Annotated in this window: 13 protein-coding genes and 1 tRNA gene; 8 read left to right on the top strand and 6 right to left on the bottom strand. The window is 67.5% G+C overall.

The genetic code is table 11. The features are described 5' to 3' along the window. The first annotated feature begins 24 nt into the window (after positions 1 to 24). From HD599_RS01485 to pstB, 6 genes are all read left to right on the top strand, one after another. The gene (locus HD599_RS01485) at positions 25 to 2,202 is read left to right on the top strand and encodes an RNA degradosome polyphosphate kinase (protein ID WP_184232986.1); all 2,178 of its coding nucleotides are present in this window, start codon (positions 25 to 27) and stop codon (positions 2,200 to 2,202) included. A 47-nt stretch (positions 2,203 to 2,249) separates the two neighbouring features. Next, positions 2,250 to 3,230, top strand: a complete 981-nt coding sequence (locus HD599_RS01480; protein WP_246376064.1) for an NUDIX hydrolase — start codon at positions 2,250 to 2,252, stop codon at positions 3,228 to 3,230. Positions 3,231 to 3,425: 195 nt separating this feature from the next. After that, positions 3,426 to 4,472 carry a phosphate ABC transporter substrate-binding protein PstS gene (locus HD599_RS01475; protein WP_184240168.1) on the top strand — a complete coding sequence of 349 codons (1,047 nt, stop codon included), beginning with the start codon at positions 3,426 to 3,428 and terminating at the stop codon, positions 4,470 to 4,472. 134 nt (positions 4,473 to 4,606) lie between these two features. Beyond that, positions 4,607 to 5,545, top strand: coding sequence for a phosphate ABC transporter permease subunit PstC (gene pstC, locus HD599_RS01470; protein ID WP_184232984.1), 939 nt, complete (start codon positions 4,607 to 4,609; stop codon positions 5,543 to 5,545). Continuing rightward, complete coding sequence (gene pstA / locus HD599_RS01465) at positions 5,545 to 6,630, top strand: phosphate ABC transporter permease PstA (protein ID WP_184232982.1); 1,086 nt, start codon at positions 5,545 to 5,547, stop codon at positions 6,628 to 6,630. The genes pstC and pstA overlap by 1 nt, the downstream gene beginning before the upstream one ends. 28 nt (positions 6,631 to 6,658) lie before the next feature. Beyond that, entirely contained in the window at positions 6,659 to 7,438 is a 780-nt protein-coding gene (pstB, locus tag HD599_RS01460) for a phosphate ABC transporter ATP-binding protein PstB (protein ID WP_184232980.1), read from the top strand. Between the two features lie 529 nt (positions 7,439 to 7,967). Here pstB and HD599_RS01455 read toward each other — a convergent pair. The 3 genes from HD599_RS01455 to HD599_RS01445 all read right to left on the bottom strand — a co-directional run bounded on the left by HD599_RS01455 (position 7,968) and on the right by HD599_RS01445 (position 10,308). Beyond that, on the bottom strand, positions 7,968 to 8,804 hold the full coding sequence (locus HD599_RS01455; protein ID WP_184232978.1) for an anti-sigma factor: 837 nt from the start codon (positions 8,802 to 8,804) through the stop codon (positions 7,968 to 7,970). Then, positions 8,801 to 9,358, bottom strand: a complete 558-nt coding sequence (locus HD599_RS01450) for a sigma-70 family RNA polymerase sigma factor (protein ID WP_184240166.1) — start codon at positions 9,356 to 9,358, stop codon at positions 8,801 to 8,803. Before HD599_RS01450 ends, HD599_RS01455 begins: the two co-directional genes overlap by 4 nt. Positions 9,359 to 9,678: 320 nt before the next feature. Continuing rightward, positions 9,679 to 10,308 carry a DNA-directed RNA polymerase subunit beta gene (locus HD599_RS01445; protein ID WP_184232976.1) on the bottom strand — a complete coding sequence of 210 codons (630 nt, stop codon included), beginning with the start codon at positions 10,306 to 10,308 and terminating at the stop codon, positions 9,679 to 9,681. Between the two features lie 24 nt (positions 10,309 to 10,332). Between HD599_RS01445 and HD599_RS01440 the strand changes: the two genes are divergently transcribed. Then, positions 10,333 to 10,405, top strand: a tRNA-Lys gene (locus HD599_RS01440). A 37-nt stretch (positions 10,406 to 10,442) separates the two neighbouring features. On the opposite strand, the gene HD599_RS01435 is transcribed toward HD599_RS01440, so the two are convergent. Next, entirely contained in the window at positions 10,443 to 12,368 is a 1,926-nt protein-coding gene (locus tag HD599_RS01435) for a SpoIIE family protein phosphatase (protein WP_343061822.1), read from the bottom strand. 275 nt (positions 12,369 to 12,643) lie between these two features. On the opposite strand from HD599_RS01435, the gene HD599_RS01430 reads away from it, so the two are divergent. Next, positions 12,644 to 13,072, top strand: a complete 429-nt coding sequence (locus HD599_RS01430; protein WP_184232972.1) for a BLUF domain-containing protein — start codon at positions 12,644 to 12,646, stop codon at positions 13,070 to 13,072. Between the two features lie 81 nt (positions 13,073 to 13,153). On the opposite strand, the gene HD599_RS01425 is transcribed toward HD599_RS01430, so the two are convergent. Together HD599_RS01425 and HD599_RS01420 are read right to left on the bottom strand one after the other, a co-directional pair. Then, positions 13,154 to 14,290, bottom strand: a complete 1,137-nt coding sequence (locus HD599_RS01425; protein ID WP_184232970.1) for an amidohydrolase family protein — start codon at positions 14,288 to 14,290, stop codon at positions 13,154 to 13,156. A gap of 12 nt (positions 14,291 to 14,302) precedes the next feature. Beyond that, on the bottom strand, positions 14,303 to 15,496 hold the full coding sequence (locus tag HD599_RS01420) for an aminotransferase-like domain-containing protein (protein ID WP_184232968.1): 1,194 nt from the start codon (positions 15,494 to 15,496) through the stop codon (positions 14,303 to 14,305). Positions 15,497 to 15,574: the final 78 nt, after the last annotated feature.

The raw sequence follows: 15,574 nt of genomic DNA, 5'->3' as shown, positions 1-15,574 counted from the left end.
ACACGGGGATGGGATGATGGCGGGATGGACAGCGAAAACCCGATCACCGACACTCTGGCGCCGAGCGAGTCGCTCGACGAGTACGACATCGACGAATCGTCGAGCATCGACGACGGCACCCTGCCCTACGACCGCTACCTCGACCGCGAGCTGAGCTGGCTCGCGTTCAACCAGCGGGTGCTCGAACTGGCCGAAGACGAGTCGCTGCCCTTGCTCGAGCGGGCCAACTTCCTCGCGATCTTCACCTCGAACCTCGACGAGTTCTTTATGGTGCGCGTCGCCGGCCTGAAGCGCCGCATCGCGACCGGGCTCGCCGTCCCCACCAACGTGGGCCGCGCCCCCGAGGACGTCCTGGCGGCCGTGAGCGCCCGCGCGCACGAGCTGCAGCACCGCCACGCCGTCGCGTTCAGCGAGCACGTGAAGCCCGCGCTCGACGAGGCCGGCATCCACATCGAGGTCTGGAGCGACCTCGAGCAGGCCGACCGCGACCGCGCCCACGAGATCTTCTCGACGCAGATCTTCCCCGTGCTGATGCCGCTCGCCGTCGACCCGGCGCACCCGTTCCCCTACATCTCGGGCCTGTCGCTCAACCTCGCGGTGCGCGTGCGCAACCCGAAGACCGACAAGGTCGAGTTCGCGCGCCTCAAGGTGCCGAACATGCTGCCGCGCTTCGTGCAGCTGCCCAACGACGGCAGCGGGCGGCTGCGCTTCATCCCCATCGAAGACCTCATCTCGAACCACCTGAGCGAGCTCTTCCCGGGCATGGAGATCCTCGAGCACCACGAGTTCCGCGTGACCCGCAACGAAGACGTCGAGGTCGACGAGGACGAGTCGGAGAACCTGATCCAGGCGCTCGAGAAGCAGCTGCTCAACCGCCGCTTCGGCCCGCCGATCCGCCTCGAGATCACCGAGGACATGGACGACCTCACGCTCGAGCTGCTCGTGCGCGAGCTCGACATCACCGAGCAGGAGGTCTACCGCCTCCCCGCGCCGCTCGACCTCGGCGGCCTGTTCCAGCTCAGCCGCATTGACCGCCCGCTGCTCAAGTACGTGAAGCACGTGCCGACCACGAGCGTCGACCTGCTGCCGAACGAGCCCAACTCGGCGCCGAACATCTTCAACTCGATCGCCAAGGGCGACATCCTGCTGCACCACCCCTACGAGTCGTTCTCGACGAGCGTGCAGACGTTCCTCGAACAGGCCGCGGCCGACCCCAACGTGCTCGCGATCAAGCAGACGCTGTACCGCACGAGCGGCGACAGCCCCATCGTCGAGGCGCTCATCGCCGCGGCCGAGTCGGGCAAAGCAGTTCTCGCTCTGGTCGAGATCAAGGCCCGCTTCGACGAGACCGCGAACATCAACTGGGCGCGCAAGCTCGAGAAGGCCGGCGTGCACGTGGTCTACGGGCTGGTCGGGCTCAAGACGCACTGCAAGCTGGCGCTCGTCATCCGCCAGGAGCACGGCGTGCTCAAGCACTACAGCCACATCGGCACGGGCAACTACAACCCGAAGACGAGCCGGATCTACGAAGACCTCGGCCTGCTCACCGCCGACGACGTCGTGGGCAAGGACCTCACCCGCTTGTTCAACGAGCTCTCCGGGTACGCCATCGAGAAGAAGTTCAAGCGCCTGCTCGTCGCACCCCTGCACCTGCGCAAGGGACTGCTCAAGCACATCAGGAACGAGACCGAGAACGCGAAGGCCGGCCTCCCCAGCGGCATCCGTCTCAAAATGAACTCGATCGTCGACGAGGCCATCATCGACGCGCTGTACCACGCGAGCAACGCCGGCGTGCCGGTCGACCTCGTCGTGCGCGGCATCTGCGGCATCCGCCCCGGGGTCGAGGGAATGAGCGAGAACATCCGGGTGCGGTCGGTGCTCGGTCGCTACCTCGAGCACGCCCGTATCTTCTCGTTCGTCAACGGCGGCGACCCGCAGGTGTACATCGGCAGCGCCGACATGATGCACCGCAACCTCGACCGCCGCATCGAAGCGCTCGTGCGCCTCGTCGCTCCCGACCAGCTGCGCCAGATCGACGAGCTGTTCGAGCTCGCCCTCGCCGAAGACACCGCCTCGTGGTGGCTCGACGAGTCGGGCGAGTGGACGCGGCACTCGCGCACCGACACCGGCGAGCCCCTGCGCGACATGCAGAACGTGATCATGAAGCGCATCTCGCAGCGCCGACGGACCACCTCACGCTAGGCGGCCCGGAAAGTGACCCGGTACCGGCAGAATGTTCCTATGACGTCATGCACCGCGGCCGAACGATCGAAGACCTCCCGGTGAGCGACGCCACCATGCCCGTTCTCGCGGCGGGCGCCGTGTGCTGGCGTCTCGTCGACGGCAAGGCCCGCATTCTGCTGGTGCACCGCGGCGACCGCGCCGACGTGTCGCTGCCCAAGGGCAAGCTCGACCCGGGCGAGACTCTGCCGCAGACCGCGGTGCGCGAGATCGCCGAGGAGACCGGCCTCGCCATCACGCTGGGCGCCCCGCTCGGCACGGTCGAGTACACGCTGCCCAGCGGCCGCGAGAAGATCGTCTACTACTGGTCGAGCGAGATCGACGACCACGCCCTGCAGCTCTCCACGTTCACACCCAACGCCGAGATCTCCTCGGTGGAGTGGGTGCCGCTCGAGAAGGTGCGCAAGAAGCTCAGCTACGCGCACGACATCGACGTGATCGACCGGTTCGCCGAACGGCTCGAGTCCGGACGCGCCCGCACCTTCGCCATCATCGCCCTGCGCCACGGCACCGCCGTGCCGCCCTCCACGTGGGACGGCGCCGATGCGACCCGCCCGCTCATGCAGCGCGGAGCCGACCAGGCTCTCAGCGTCGCGCCGGCGATCGCCGCCTTCGCGCCGCGCAAACTCATCAGCAGCACCGCCACCCGATGCCTCGCCACGATCGCCCCGCTCGCCGGCCGTCTCGGGCTGCCCGTGAAAGACACCGACAGCATCAGCCAGGACGCGTGGGAGTACGGCGCCGCCCGTGTCGACAAGGTCGTCGCCAAGCGCCTCAAGCGCCAGGAGACCGCGGTGCTCTGCAGCCACGGCCCCGTGCTGCCCGAGATCATCCTCGAGATCGCCCGAGCCACCGGCACGCCGAGCGACTCCGCCCTGCGCCGGGCGGCCGAACTCTCTACCGGCGAGTACGCCGTCATCCACGTGGCACGCGATTTCACAAACCACGGAATCGTCGCCGTGGAGTCGCACGGCCCGGCCCGCGCCTAAAACTTCCAAGCTCGTTTACCTCCCGTTCACCTCACGGGGCGATTCTGGTTAACCCACGCGCATAGCGTCGTCTCTCGGGTCGGCACCGGCCCTCATCCTGTAATCGCAAACATTCCCGAAGGGAAACCCGTGAAGACGGCAACATCGAACTTCAAGCGTTTTGGCAGCGTCGCTGCCATCGCTATCGCCGGCACCATGCTTTTCAGCGCGTGCGCCTCCAACGAGGGCACCACCCCCTCCGACTCCGAGTCCGAGAGCACCCTCTCCGGCACCCTTGACGGCTCCGGCGCTTCGTCGCAGAGCGCGGCGTCCGACGCCTGGATCGCAGCGTTCCAGACCGCGAACCCCGACGTCACCATCAACTACTCCCCCGACGGCTCCGGCGCGGGTCGCGAGGCGTTCATCGCCGGCGGCGTCGCCTACGCGGGCTCCGACTCGTCGCTCAGCGACGACGAGATCGCGGGCGGCTTCGCCGCGTGCGTTCCCGACACCGGCTACATCGAGGTCCCGGCCTACATCTCCCCGATCGCCGTGATCTTCAACGTCGAGGGCGTCGACGAGCTCAACGTCGACGCTGCGACGCTGGCACACATCTTCCGCGGCGAGATCACGACGTGGGATGACGCGGCTCTCGTTGCACTCAACCCCGACGTGACGCTCCCCTCGGCTCCGATCACCGCCGTGCACCGCTCGGACGACTCGGGTACCACCAAGAACTTCACCGACTACCTCGGCAAGGTTGCTCCCGACGTCTGGGTCGACCCGGCAGCTGACCCCTTCCCCGCCGCCTACGGTGGAGAAGCAGCCGCGAAGACCGCCGGTGTCGTCGACGCCGTGACCAACGGCTCGAACACCATCGGCTACGCTGACGCGTCCGCCGCCGGTGACCTCGGTGTAGCCAAGCTCAAGGTCGGCGACGAGTTCGTCTCCTACTCCCCCGAGGCTGCTGCAGCCGTCGTCGACGGCTCGCCGCTCGTCGAGGGCCGCGAAGCGACCGACCTCGCGATCAAGCTCGACCGCAACACCGAGGACCCGTCGCAGTACCCGCTGGTTCTCGTGAGCTACCTCATCGCGTGCCAGGAGTACGAGGACGCCGAGCAAGCCGCTCTCGTCCACGGCTACCTCTCCTACGTGACCAGCGAAGAGGGACAGGCCGAGGCTGCTTCGGCTGCCGGCGCCGCCCCCCTCTCCGCCGAGCTCTCGGCCGAGGTTGCAACCGCGCTTGAGTCGATCAAGCTCTAAGTAACACCCCACGTCAGTCGGGCTGCGGACCCCGTGCGTTGCACGGCGGCTCGCAGCCCGACAGACTTGGCTGGCGGAAGTTTCGCCACACGCTCCACGTACCATCCTCCAAACAGACGGGTTCCGGACCACGAATGACGACAGCACGAGTGTCGCCTAAGCCCAAGCTCCGGCTCGGCGATCGCATCTTCACCGGCAGCACCCTCGCCGCCGGCATCATCATCCTCGCCGCACTCGCGGCCGTCGCGGTGTTCCTCATCGCGCAGAGCATCCCGGCCTTGGTCGTCGACCCGGCCGAGCTCAAGGGTTCGCCGTCGAGCTTTTGGGCCTTCGTCGCCCCGCTCGCGTTCGGCACAGTCTGGGCCGCCTTCCTCGCCCTGCTCATGGCCCTCCCGATCTCGATCGGCATCGCGCTCTTCATCTCGCACTACGCGCCGCGCCGCATCGCCCAGGGCCTCGGCTACATCATCGACCTGCTCGCCGCCGTGCCGTCGGTCGTCTTCGGCCTCTGGGGCATCAAGGTGCTCGCCCCCGCGATCACCCCGCTCTACAACTGGCTGGTCGACAACCTCGGCTGGTTCCCGCTCTTCGCCCCGCCTGTCTCCGGCACGGGACGCACGATCCTCACCGTCGCGATCGTGCTCGCCGTCATGATCATCCCGATCATCACCGCCGTCACCCGCGAGGTCTTCCTCCAGACGCCGACGCTGCACGAGGAAGCCGCACTGGCCCTCGGCGCGACCCGCTGGGAGATGATCCAGATGGCCGTGCTGCCCTTCGGTCGCCCCGGCATGATTTCCGCGGCGATGCTCGGCCTCGGCCGCGCCCTCGGCGAGACCATGGTGGTCGCGATGGTGCTCTCCCCCGCGCTGGTCATCAACTTCGTGCTCACCAGCTCGAATAACCCGTCGACGATCGCCGGAAACATCGCGCTGAACTTCCCCGAGGCCCACGGCGTCGGCGTCAACGCGCTGATCGCGACCGGCCTCATCCTCTTCGTCATCACGCTCATCATCAACTCCATCGCCCGCTATGTGATCAACCGCCGCAAGGCGTTCTCTGGAGCGAACTAGTGACCACCACTGCGACCCCGTCGGTCGACATCGCCAACGCGCTCACCACCGGACGCCTGCCCCGCTGGACCCCCTGGGTCCTGCTCGGCGGCAGCTGGGTCGTGCTGCTCGTCGTCTTCGGCTTCGTGCAGGGTGCGACCGGCGGGGAGTACAACATCGCCGCGGCGATCTTCCTCGGCACGATCCTGTTCGACATCCTGCTCTTCGTCGTCACCTACCTCGTCGAGGGCGCCCGCCAGGCCCGCGACCGCCTCGTCACGTCGCTCGTGGTCACCGCGTTCATCATCGCGCTGCTGCCGCTCGTGTCGTTGCTCTTCACCGTGCTGGTCAACGGCCTGCCGCGCTTCGACATCGACTTCTTCTCGCAGTCGATGCGCAACGTCGTCGGCGAGGGTGGCGGCGCCCTGCACGCCATCGTCGGCACGCTGCTCATCACGGGCACCGCGACGCTGATCTCGGTACCGATCGGCCTGCTCACGGCGATCTACCTCGTCGAGTACGGCCGCGGCCCGCTCGCCCGCGCCATCACGTTCTTCGTCGACGTCATGACCGGAATCCCGTCGATCGTCGCCGGTCTCTTCGCCTTCGCGTTCTTCGCCCTGATCCTCGACGACCCGGGCATCCGGTTCGGCTTCGGCGGCGCCATCGCCCTGTCGCTGCTGATGATCCCGGTCGTCGTTCGCTCGAGCGAGGAGATGCTCAAGCTGGTGCCGAACGAGCTGCGCGAGGCCTCCTACGCGCTCGGTGTGCCGAAGTGGCTCACGATCGTCAAGATCGTCATCCCGACCTCGATCGCCGGAATCACCACCGGTGTGACCCTCGCCATCTCCCGCGTCATCGGCGAGACCGCGCCGCTGCTGATCATCGCCGGCTTCACCGCGAGCATGAACTACGACGTCTTCCGCGACCAGATGATGGCGCTCCCCGTGTTCGTGTACTCGCAGTACTCGAGCCCCGGCGTCGAAGTGCAGCCCTACCTCGACCGCGCCTGGGCGGGTGCGCTCACCCTCATCGTCATCGTGATGGTGCTCAACCTCGTCGCCCGCCTGATCGCCCGCATCTTCTCCCCCAAGCTCGGTCGCTAGCCTCGGCTGGCAAAAACTAAGGAACAACGTGTCTAAGCGCATTGAAGTCACCGACCTCAACGTCTACTACAGCAAGTTCAAGGCTGTCGAAGACGTCTCCCTGACGATCGAGCCCCGCACCGTCACCGCCTTCATCGGCCCGAGCGGTTGCGGCAAGTCCACCTTCCTGCGCACGCTCAACCGCATGCACGAGGTCATCCCCGGCGCCCGCGTCGAGGGCGAGGTGCGCATCGACGGCAACAACCTCTACGCGGCCGGCGTCGACCCCGTGCTCGTCCGCCGCCAGGTCGGCATGGTCTTCCAGCGGCCGAACCCGTTCCCCACGATGTCGATCCGCGACAACGTGCTCGCCGGCGTCAAGCTCAACAACCGCCGCATGACCAAGAGCGAGGGCGACGACCTCGTCGAGAAGAGCCTGCAGGGCGCCAACCTCTGGAAAGAGGTGAAGGACCGCCTGGCGCTCCCGGGCTCCGGCCTCTCGGGCGGACAGCAGCAGCGACTCTGCATCGCCCGCGCGATCGCCGTCGCCCCCGAGGTCATCCTGATGGACGAGCCCTGCTCGGCCCTCGACCCGATCTCCACGCTCGCGATCGAGGACCTCATCGAAGAGCTGAAGACCGACTACACGATCGTCATCGTGACGCACAACATGCAGCAGGCCAGCCGTGTCAGCGACAAGACCGCGTTCTTCAACATCGCGGGCACCGGCGCCCCGGGCAAGCTCATCGAGTACGACGACACCGCGACCATGTTCTCCAAGCCCAGCGTGCAGGCCACCGAGGACTACGTCTCCGGCAAGTTCGGATAACCCCGCACCTCGCACCACAGAACGGCCCGTCGACATCGGCGGGCCGTTCGTGCGCTGCGGCGCGGTGTGCGGCGCTCAGCGTCGTCGTGGGCGCTGCGGTTCGTCGTGCGCGCTGCGGTTCGTCACGGGCGCGGCGGTACGAACGGGCGCGTGCGCGACAAACCTGCGCGCGGCCACCTCGCTGCGCCACACGTCTGCGCAACTCAGGCAGATTCGCGTCGCCCGCCCGCCGGGGCCCGTTTTCCCGCGGCTCACCACGCCAGCCGGGCGATCCTGCCTGAGTTGCGATACCACCCGCCGTTCATGATTCAGGATGGCGCAGAGCCCGACGACCGCGAACCCCCGTCGTCACGCGGCAGACGCCGCCTCGCCGCGCCATCCACCCTGAATGACGAACACCGCCGCCCATCACGCGCCGGGTTGCCGCGAATCGACCCGTTTGCCGTGCGGATGGGTCGATTCGCGGCATCCGGGCGGCGCTTAACGACGCAACGCCCGGCACGGGGCCGGGCGTTGCATGGTGGAGAAGTTACGCGCTGGCGATCGCGACGATCGGGTCCGTCGTCGGCTGCTCGGAGCCGCCCGCCGGTTCGACCGTGACGCCGACCGTGTCGCCGGCGCGCATTTCGCCGTCGAGCACGCGCCAGGTGGAGCCGTCCTCGCTCACCGTGAACGTGCCGGCGGAACGCGGGCCCTCGCCGTCGATGTACCAGAGTTCGTAGACATTGCCGTCGGGAAGCGTCGCGAGACCGTCGACGATGACCGCCGAGCTCTGCAGCTCGTTCGACCAGACGAGGGTGGCGGATCCGCCGCCGCTGACGTCCGCGACCGCCTGCTGCTTGTCGTCGGCCGACGTGATGGCTGCGAGGCCGTCGGCCTGCACGCGCTGCGTCTGGGCGTCGTTCAGCGTCGTGACGAGGAGTCCGCCGCCGGCGAAGAGTACGAACGCTGCCGCGACCCCGGCGAGCAGCGCCGCGGGACGCATGAACCAGCGCACCTGCGCTTTACGGGCGGCGGGCGAGAACGTCGGCGTGGCCGACGCCACAGCGGCGGGAGCCTCGACGGCTGCCGCGGCATCCGCCTTGCTCGTAATGGAGACGACGGGAGCCACGGCGGGAAGCTGCGGCGTGGAGGCGATGAGCCCCATGATGCTGGCCTTGAGGGCCGCCGGTGGCTCGACCGGTGCGACGGCACGGCCCAGCAGTACTGCGGTGTCGGCCAATTCGGTTACCTCGTGGCGCAAAGATTCGGATTCGCCGAGCTTGGCTTCGAAGGCCAGTCGTTCCTCGGCGGAGAGGGCATTGAGAACGTACGCGCCGGTGAGGGTCGCGACGTCGTCGGCAGGAGTCAGCTTGTCGTCGGTCATGACGCCACCCCCAATTCGTCGCGCAGACGGATCATTCCGTCGCGGAGACGAGTCTTCACCGTTCCGATGGGAACGCTGAGGAGGGTTGCAACTTCACTGTGGCTGTATCCGCCGTAGTACGCGAGAGAGACGGCTTGGCGCTGGAGTTCGGTCAATCGAAGCATCGCTTTTTCCACCCTTTCGTGTTCGACGCGGACCTGCACGGTTTCTGAGACATTGTCGTAGGCGGCATCGTAGTCACGGATGCCGATTTTGGTGTCGCGGTCACGCGACGATTGCGAAGCACGAACCCGGTCGACAGCGCGTCGGTGGGCCATTGTCATGATCCAGGTGGACGCTCCGCCTTTCGCGGAGTCGTACCGAGTCGCGTTCTGCCAGATCTCCAAGAAGATCTCCTGGGTGACCTCTTCGGACTGAGCGTGATCACGCAGCAGTCGCCGGACGAGACCCAGAACCCGCGGGGCGATCTGGTCGTACAAACGTGCGAAAGCCGCTTGATCTCCCTGCGCGACAAGCGCAAGAAGTTCATCGAGAGTCGCGGTGGCGTCGGACATATAGTCCTCGCTGTCGGTCTCTCTCGTCACGAGCTTAAGCATGTCAGTGATTCGGCGTGAAGCCGGAAACGGATTGGAGCGTTTCGGAATGTATTTCGCAAATGCCCTGAGTCTCGTAGGTGCCGGGTCTCGAAGTGCCGGGTTTCGTAGGTGCCGGGCCGCAGAACGCCTCTCGGCGCAAGGCCGCTCGAAGCGGCTATTAGTGGAGCCCGGGGTTACCGCGGCCCGGCGACATCCATTTTACATTCTTCGTGTGGCTTGTCAGCCAGACGACGGATGCCGCAGCCGCTGTTCGCTCTCAGCGGCGGGGTTCGGCGTGGTTAGTCGAGGTTGCCGGCGCGGTCGAGCCGCGCGCACGTGCTGAGCTCGTCGCCCGTGAGGGTGAGGCGCAGGGCGCGGCGCGTGAGTTCGGTGGCGCGCTCGGGGGTGACGATGTCGACGTCGTCCGCGACGCTAGTGCAGCCGGCCGAGGTGATGCGGCAGAAGGCGGCGGCGCGGTCGAGGGCGGTGGCGAAGTCGCCGCGGAACAGGCCGCGGAGGATCTCGTCCGCGAGCTCGGTGATCTCGTCGGGGCCCGTGGGCATGGGGGCGCCGGCCACGACGGCGTCGATCGTGCCGAGCACCTCGGTGCCGCGCTGGAACAGGTAGGCGATGTTCTCGGAGTCCTGGCGGATCAGCAGACGCAGCAGGTAGATACGCCAGAGAGCGCCCGGCAGGCTCTTCGCGCTCGAGCGGGCCCACAGCTCGGAGAGCGCGTCGACGCCGTGTTCGTCGGTGTACGCGACGAGCCGGTCGACGACGGCGGGGTCGTCGCTGGCTCGGGCGCGCGCGACGAGAGCGTGCGCGGTGTCATGCGCAACCCGCAGAATCTGCGCGGGATCTTCGCCACCCTCGTAGGTGTCGAACTTGTCGCCCGAGTACTGGGTCGGCTTATGGAACTCATCGGTCACGACTACACGCTACATTTAATGCAGGGGCCTCTAGCTCAGTTGGTAGAGCATCGGACTTTTAATCCGTGGGTCGTCGGTTCGAGCCCGACGGGGCCCACCCCTCGGGATCCGCGCGAAAGCGCGGATCCCGTATTTCATTCCGAGCTGACCCGTCGGACTATCAGAACCGTGCAGTCGTCTTCGAGCTCCGGTACCTGACGCGCGAGTTCGGTGAGCCGCGAGGCGAGTTCGGCGGGCGACGCCGACTCGCGGGCGAGATCGGCGACATCGTCCAGCGTGGCCAGAGTGCCGTCGTAGAGGTCCAAGACTCCGTCGCTGAAGGCGATCAGCGTGTCGCCGGGGTGGAGGACGTCCGAGTGTGTCGTCCAGTCGCCGCCGAGATCGATTCCCAGCGGTACGTCCGACGAGGCCATCCGCCCGATGGTGCCGTCGGCGCGCAGGATGATTGCGAGACCGTGTCCGGCGTCCACATAGTCGAATTCACCGGTGTCCGCCCGGAGGCGGCCGTGGACGAGGGTGGCGAACGAGTCCGCGCTGGCAGCATCGATATTGAGGGTGTCGGCGGCGCGGGCGACAGCCACGGTGACATCGTCGACGTGGCGTGCGCTCCGCAGCGCGGCGCGGGCAGTGGCGGCAATCATCCCCGCCCCCACTCCCTTGCCCATGACGTCGCCGAGGGAGAAGGCGAGTCCGCCCGTGACCCGATACCAGTCGTAGAAGTCGCCGCCCACCGTTTTCGCCGAAACGCACGCTCCCGCGACGTCGTATCCGCTGAGCGGTGTCAGGTCTTTCGGGAGCAGCGCCTGCTGCACTTCGCCGGCGCGCAACAGATCCTCGCGCGCGGCGTGTTGCGCGCGTTGCTGCTCGGTGATGTCGAAGAACTGGATGGCGAGGCTGTCGTGTACGAGGTCGCTCGGCAGGGTGGAAATCAGCGCCTGAATGCTGCGACCGTCCTGGAGGGTCATGGCGCCCTGCCACTGCGTACGACGGACGTCGCCGTGCGTACCGATAATCGCACCGAGCTCGACCCAGCTGTCGTCGCTGAGATGCTCCATGATGTGCACCGGGTCGCCGTCACGCAGTCCGAGGAGGTCGCGGCCGGCGGAATTGAGCTGGTCGACTACCGGTCCCGCGGGCGTTTTCGTGACCACCGCATAGCCGAGCGGTGAGTGGTCGAACGCGGCACGGAACAAGCCGGCGCTCTCCTCCAGAGCCTCGCTCAGGCGCCGACGTTGCGCGGTCAACACGATCAGCGTGAGGGCGACGAGCCCGAACGACAGGTTGAACAGCTGGACCATCAGGACGCTTACGCCGGGTGCCAGTCCGCCGAATGAAAAGGGTCCGCGTCCGACGAGGCTGAGCGTCGTCACCGCGATGGCGGTGACGACCATCAACCAGAGAGCGCTGCGGGGTGCGAGCCGCGTCGCACCCCAGGTCAACGGCACACTGACCAGGAACGCGACGGGGAGTCCGACGTTGACCCCGAAACAGAGGAATATGACGACGGCCAGCGCGATCCAGACCAGCGTGGACTCGACGCGGCTGGCACTTCCCGGCTCCCGACTGCGTGGAATCAGCAGCGGGGCAATGAGGAGCACTCCGGCCGCGTGCGCGGGGACCGAGGCGAGGAGGGCCGGGAGGTAGCTGTCGCCTCCACGGAGCACGGCCACGGCTGTCCCCCCGATAACACCGAAGGCGACCGACGCGGCGAGCGCGCAGAGGAGCAGACGGTAGAGATCACCCGCGGTGTTGAGCCGTGGCTCACGGTCGGGTCGTGGTCGCAGCACCGTGGCTCCGACCCACACCTCGGCAGCGACCGCCGCACCGATCCAGGCCGCCAGCACGAGCTCACGACCGCCGACGACGCTCGCCAACGCGGACACGACGCCTATCGCCGCTACGACGGACCAGAGCCACCGCTTCTCGCACCGTGCCGCCACGCCGATCGCGACTCCGCTCGCCGGCCACCATGCCGACCACGCGGTGTCCGGGGGGCGCAGCAGGATCGATGTCGAAGACAGAAAGAAGATCACGACGAGAACGGACGCTCCGAGAAGCACCGTCCGCAACCGCAGTCGCGGCCGTCGACCGGGCGCTTCGCCCCCGACGCGATGCGCGGATACGGAGGTCACGTCGCCCTGGCAGCCGACAGGTCCTGCGCCACCCCGGTGTCGATTGTGACGAACGCCATTCGATCCCCCTCGTCCCGCTCTTGCTGAATCTTAGTCACCACAAATGGAATCGGGGTTGGCAGCGCAGACGCGGCCCCAGTAGTGGGCGTAGTCCGGTGCCGCCAAAGCGGCAAGACTCGCCTGATGAATACTCGGGGAATCGCATGAAATCCATCGCCTACGTGAGCGCCGCGGCGGCCTACATGACCGACGAGGAGATCGCCGCGATCCTCGTCCAGGCCCGCGCGAACAACGTGCGCCACGACCTGACCGGGGCCCTGCTCTATCACCGGGGCCGCTTCATCCAGATCCTCGAGGGCCCCGACGAGCAGCTGGCGGCGCGGTTCACGGTCATCGCCGCGGATCCGCGCCATCGCGGCATCCACGTGGTCAGTGAAGAACCGATCACCGAACGCCAGTTCCCGGACTGGACCATGGGATTCCGCCCGCTCACCGACGACTCGATCACGGCCCTGCCCGGGTACGACGACATGTTCGACGCAAGCACCGGCGAGGTGCGGCTCGCGAGCGGCAACGACGAGGCGCAACGGCTCCTGGAGTGGCTGCGGGATTACTGGTTCAGCCGCGTTTAGAGCGGGCCTAGCCCGGATGCCGCGAATCGACCTATCCCGCTGCGGGATGGGTCGATTCGTGGCAATCGGCGGGTGCGCGGCCTAGAAGCTGCGCCCGTACAGCACCGCGGCGTTGCCCGACGCGGTCAGGGTCGCGACGCGCAGCGCCTCGGACTCGGGCCAGCCGTCGCGCTCGACGTACTCGCCGAGCACCACGGAGGTCGCGTCGCGCCAGAGCTTGGCGCCCAGGTAGACCAGCTCGGGCAGGCCCCACGCGTCGCTGGAGAACAGCACCTTGTTGAACGGGGCGAGGTCGAGGCTCTCGCGCACGAGGCCGACGGCGTTCGCGCCGACGTAGTTCAGCGCCTCGCCGACGTCCATGTACACGTGAGGGTAGAGGTGGGCGAGGAATCCGGCCTCGCGGGCGTAGGGGTAGCAGTGCAGGAACACGATGCGTCCGCCCGTGTGCTGCGTCGCCGCGACCAGCTTCTGCATCAGCACCGGGCTCGCGGTCTCCATCATCAGGTTGGTGCCGCCGAAGCCGGCGTGAATCTGCAGCACCGACTTCTCGTCGGCGAGCGCCCACCAGATGAGGTGGCGCACGATCACCTTGTCGACCAGGCGGATGGACCCCGACGACTGCACGAGGTCGAACCAGTCGGACGCGGCCGTGGCGAGCTCGTCGGCCGTGGGGCGCTCGGGGGCGAGGTCGAGCCCGCAGCGGTAGGCGGCGACGGACTTGTAGCCGATCGCGGTCGGTGCCTTCTCGGCGAGCGAGGCCGCGAGGCGCTCGAGGAAGTCGGCGTACGAGGTCGCGCCGTCCATCGCCGCCTCGGCGACGGTCTCGAGGCGCACGATGGTGTGCGGGGTGGCGTCTGCCAGGCCCATGAACTCGTCGACGGGCAGCAGCTGCTCGGGCAGGTAGCCGCCGTCGATGATGTAGTCCGAGATGCCCGAGGCCCGCAGCAGGCGGCGGGTGGTCTCCTCGTAGCCGAGCTCGGCGCGCTTGGCGAGGTACTCCTCGCCGGTGGCGAACGCCGGCAGCCCGAGGATCGGCGCGCAGTGGCGGCGCAGCGCGAAGCCGAGCTGCGTGTCGAACGCGGTCTCGCGCGAAAACGCGTGGTCGGCCTCGGTGATCGCGTCGATGAACTCGGTTTCCGAGATGGACGACGGGAGGATGCTGTGCACGTGGTGGTCGACGAGCGGCAGGGCCTCGATCGCGTCGGAGAGGGTGGTCATCGTGGTGCTCCCTTACTTGAGGTGGGTGGTGAGTAGCGCGCCGAGACGGCTGATGCCGTCGACGATGTCGTCTTCGCTGAGTCCGGAGAAGTTGATCCGCGCGTGGTTGGTCTTGACGTCGACGGCGAAGAACGAGGCGCCCGGGACGTAGGCGACCCGCGCTTCGGGCAGTGCGACATCCTTCATAAAGGCCGTGCTGTCGAAGCCCTCGGGGAAGGTGAGCCAGGTGAACAGGCCGCCCGAGGGGGTGGTGCGTTCGATGCCGGCCGGGAAGGTGTCGTCGATGGTCGCGAGCATGAGGTCGCGCTTGATCCGGTACGCGTCGACGAGTCGCTCGATGTGCGCGTCGAGGTCGTACTGCTGGGTGTAGGCGAGGATCGCCGACATGTTGAGCGTCGACGACTGGGTATCGGCGGCGAGCTTGAGCAGGGTCAGGCGCGCGAGCACGTCGGGATCGGCAATCACCCAGCCGAGCCGCATGCCCGGCGCGAGGATCTTCGAGTAGCTGCCGAGGTGCACGACGCGGCCCTCGGTGTCGAGGCTGCGCAGCGTGGGCAGGTGCTCGCCGTCGTAGCGCAGTTCGCGGTACGGGGTGTCCTCGAGGATCAACAGGTCGTGCTGGTTGGCCAGTTCGATGAGCCGCGTGCGACGCGCGAGGCTCATGGTCACGCCGGTCGGGTTGTGGAAGTCGGGGACCGTGTAGATCATTTTGGTTTCGGGATGACGCGCGAGCACGGTCTCGAGGTGCTCGACGTCCATTCCTTCGTCGTCGATGCGCACGGTGGCGTACTGCGGTTCGAACGGGTTGAGCGCGATGAGCGCGCCTAGGAACGTGGGGTCTTCGACGATGACGGTGTCGCCGGCATCGAGCATGAGCTTGCCGACGAGGTCGAGCCCCTGCTGGCCGCCCTGCACGATGAGCACGTCGTCCGCGGCGGTCGGCGTTCCCTTGGCGGCGAGGCGGTCGGCGATCGCGGCCCGGAGCGCGGGCAGACCCTCCGACGTCGTGTACTGCAGAGCCGCGCTGCCGGTCGCGTCGCTGAGCACGCTGTCGAACACGGAACGCAGCTCGGCGACGGGGAACAGACGCTGGTCGGGGTAGCCGCCACCGAAGGAGATCAGGCGGGGATCGGCGCCGTGGGCGAGCAGGTCGCGGATCGCGGAGGGGCGCACGCGTTCCATACGCCGCGAGAAGGTCAAGCTCATGATGGTCACCGATCTGGGTATTTCATAGAAACGTTGGAACGAACCTTACTATGTAAAACCGTCGAGGAAGCAAACCTT

The sequence above is a fragment of the Conyzicola lurida genome (genome assembly GCF_014204935.1).
Classification (GTDB): Bacteria; Actinomycetota; Actinomycetes; order Actinomycetales; family Microbacteriaceae; genus Conyzicola; species Conyzicola lurida.
The sequence above is the reverse complement of the archived record's forward strand: the minus strand, read 5'-3'. Positions and strand labels throughout refer to the sequence as shown.

What these genes read in the sequence shown, in the direction of transcription:
- HD599_RS01430 (WP_184232972.1), top strand. Translation starts at nt 12,644, where the DNA reads ATGAAATCCATCGCCTACGTGAGCGCCGCGGCGGCCTACATGACCGAC.
- HD599_RS01450 (WP_184240166.1), bottom strand. Translation starts at nt 9,358, where the DNA reads ATGTCCGACGCCACCGCGACTCTCGATGAACTTCTTGCGCTTGTCGCG.
- HD599_RS01455 (WP_184232978.1), bottom strand. Translation starts at nt 8,804, where the DNA reads ATGACCGACGACAAGCTGACTCCTGCCGACGACGTCGCGACCCTCACC.
- HD599_RS01425 (WP_184232970.1), bottom strand. Translation starts at nt 14,290, where the DNA reads ATGACCACCCTCTCCGACGCGATCGAGGCCCTGCCGCTCGTCGACCAC.
- pstC (WP_184232984.1), top strand. Translation starts at nt 4,607, where the DNA reads ATGACGACAGCACGAGTGTCGCCTAAGCCCAAGCTCCGGCTCGGCGAT.
- HD599_RS01480 (WP_246376064.1), top strand. Translation starts at nt 2,250, where the DNA reads ATGCACCGCGGCCGAACGATCGAAGACCTCCCGGTGAGCGACGCCACC.
- HD599_RS01475 (WP_184240168.1), top strand. Translation starts at nt 3,426, where the DNA reads ATGCTTTTCAGCGCGTGCGCCTCCAACGAGGGCACCACCCCCTCCGAC.
- HD599_RS01420 (WP_184232968.1), bottom strand. Translation starts at nt 15,496, where the DNA reads ATGAGCTTGACCTTCTCGCGGCGTATGGAACGCGTGCGCCCCTCCGCG.
- HD599_RS01485 (WP_184232986.1), top strand. Translation starts at nt 25, where the DNA reads ATGGACAGCGAAAACCCGATCACCGACACTCTGGCGCCGAGCGAGTCG.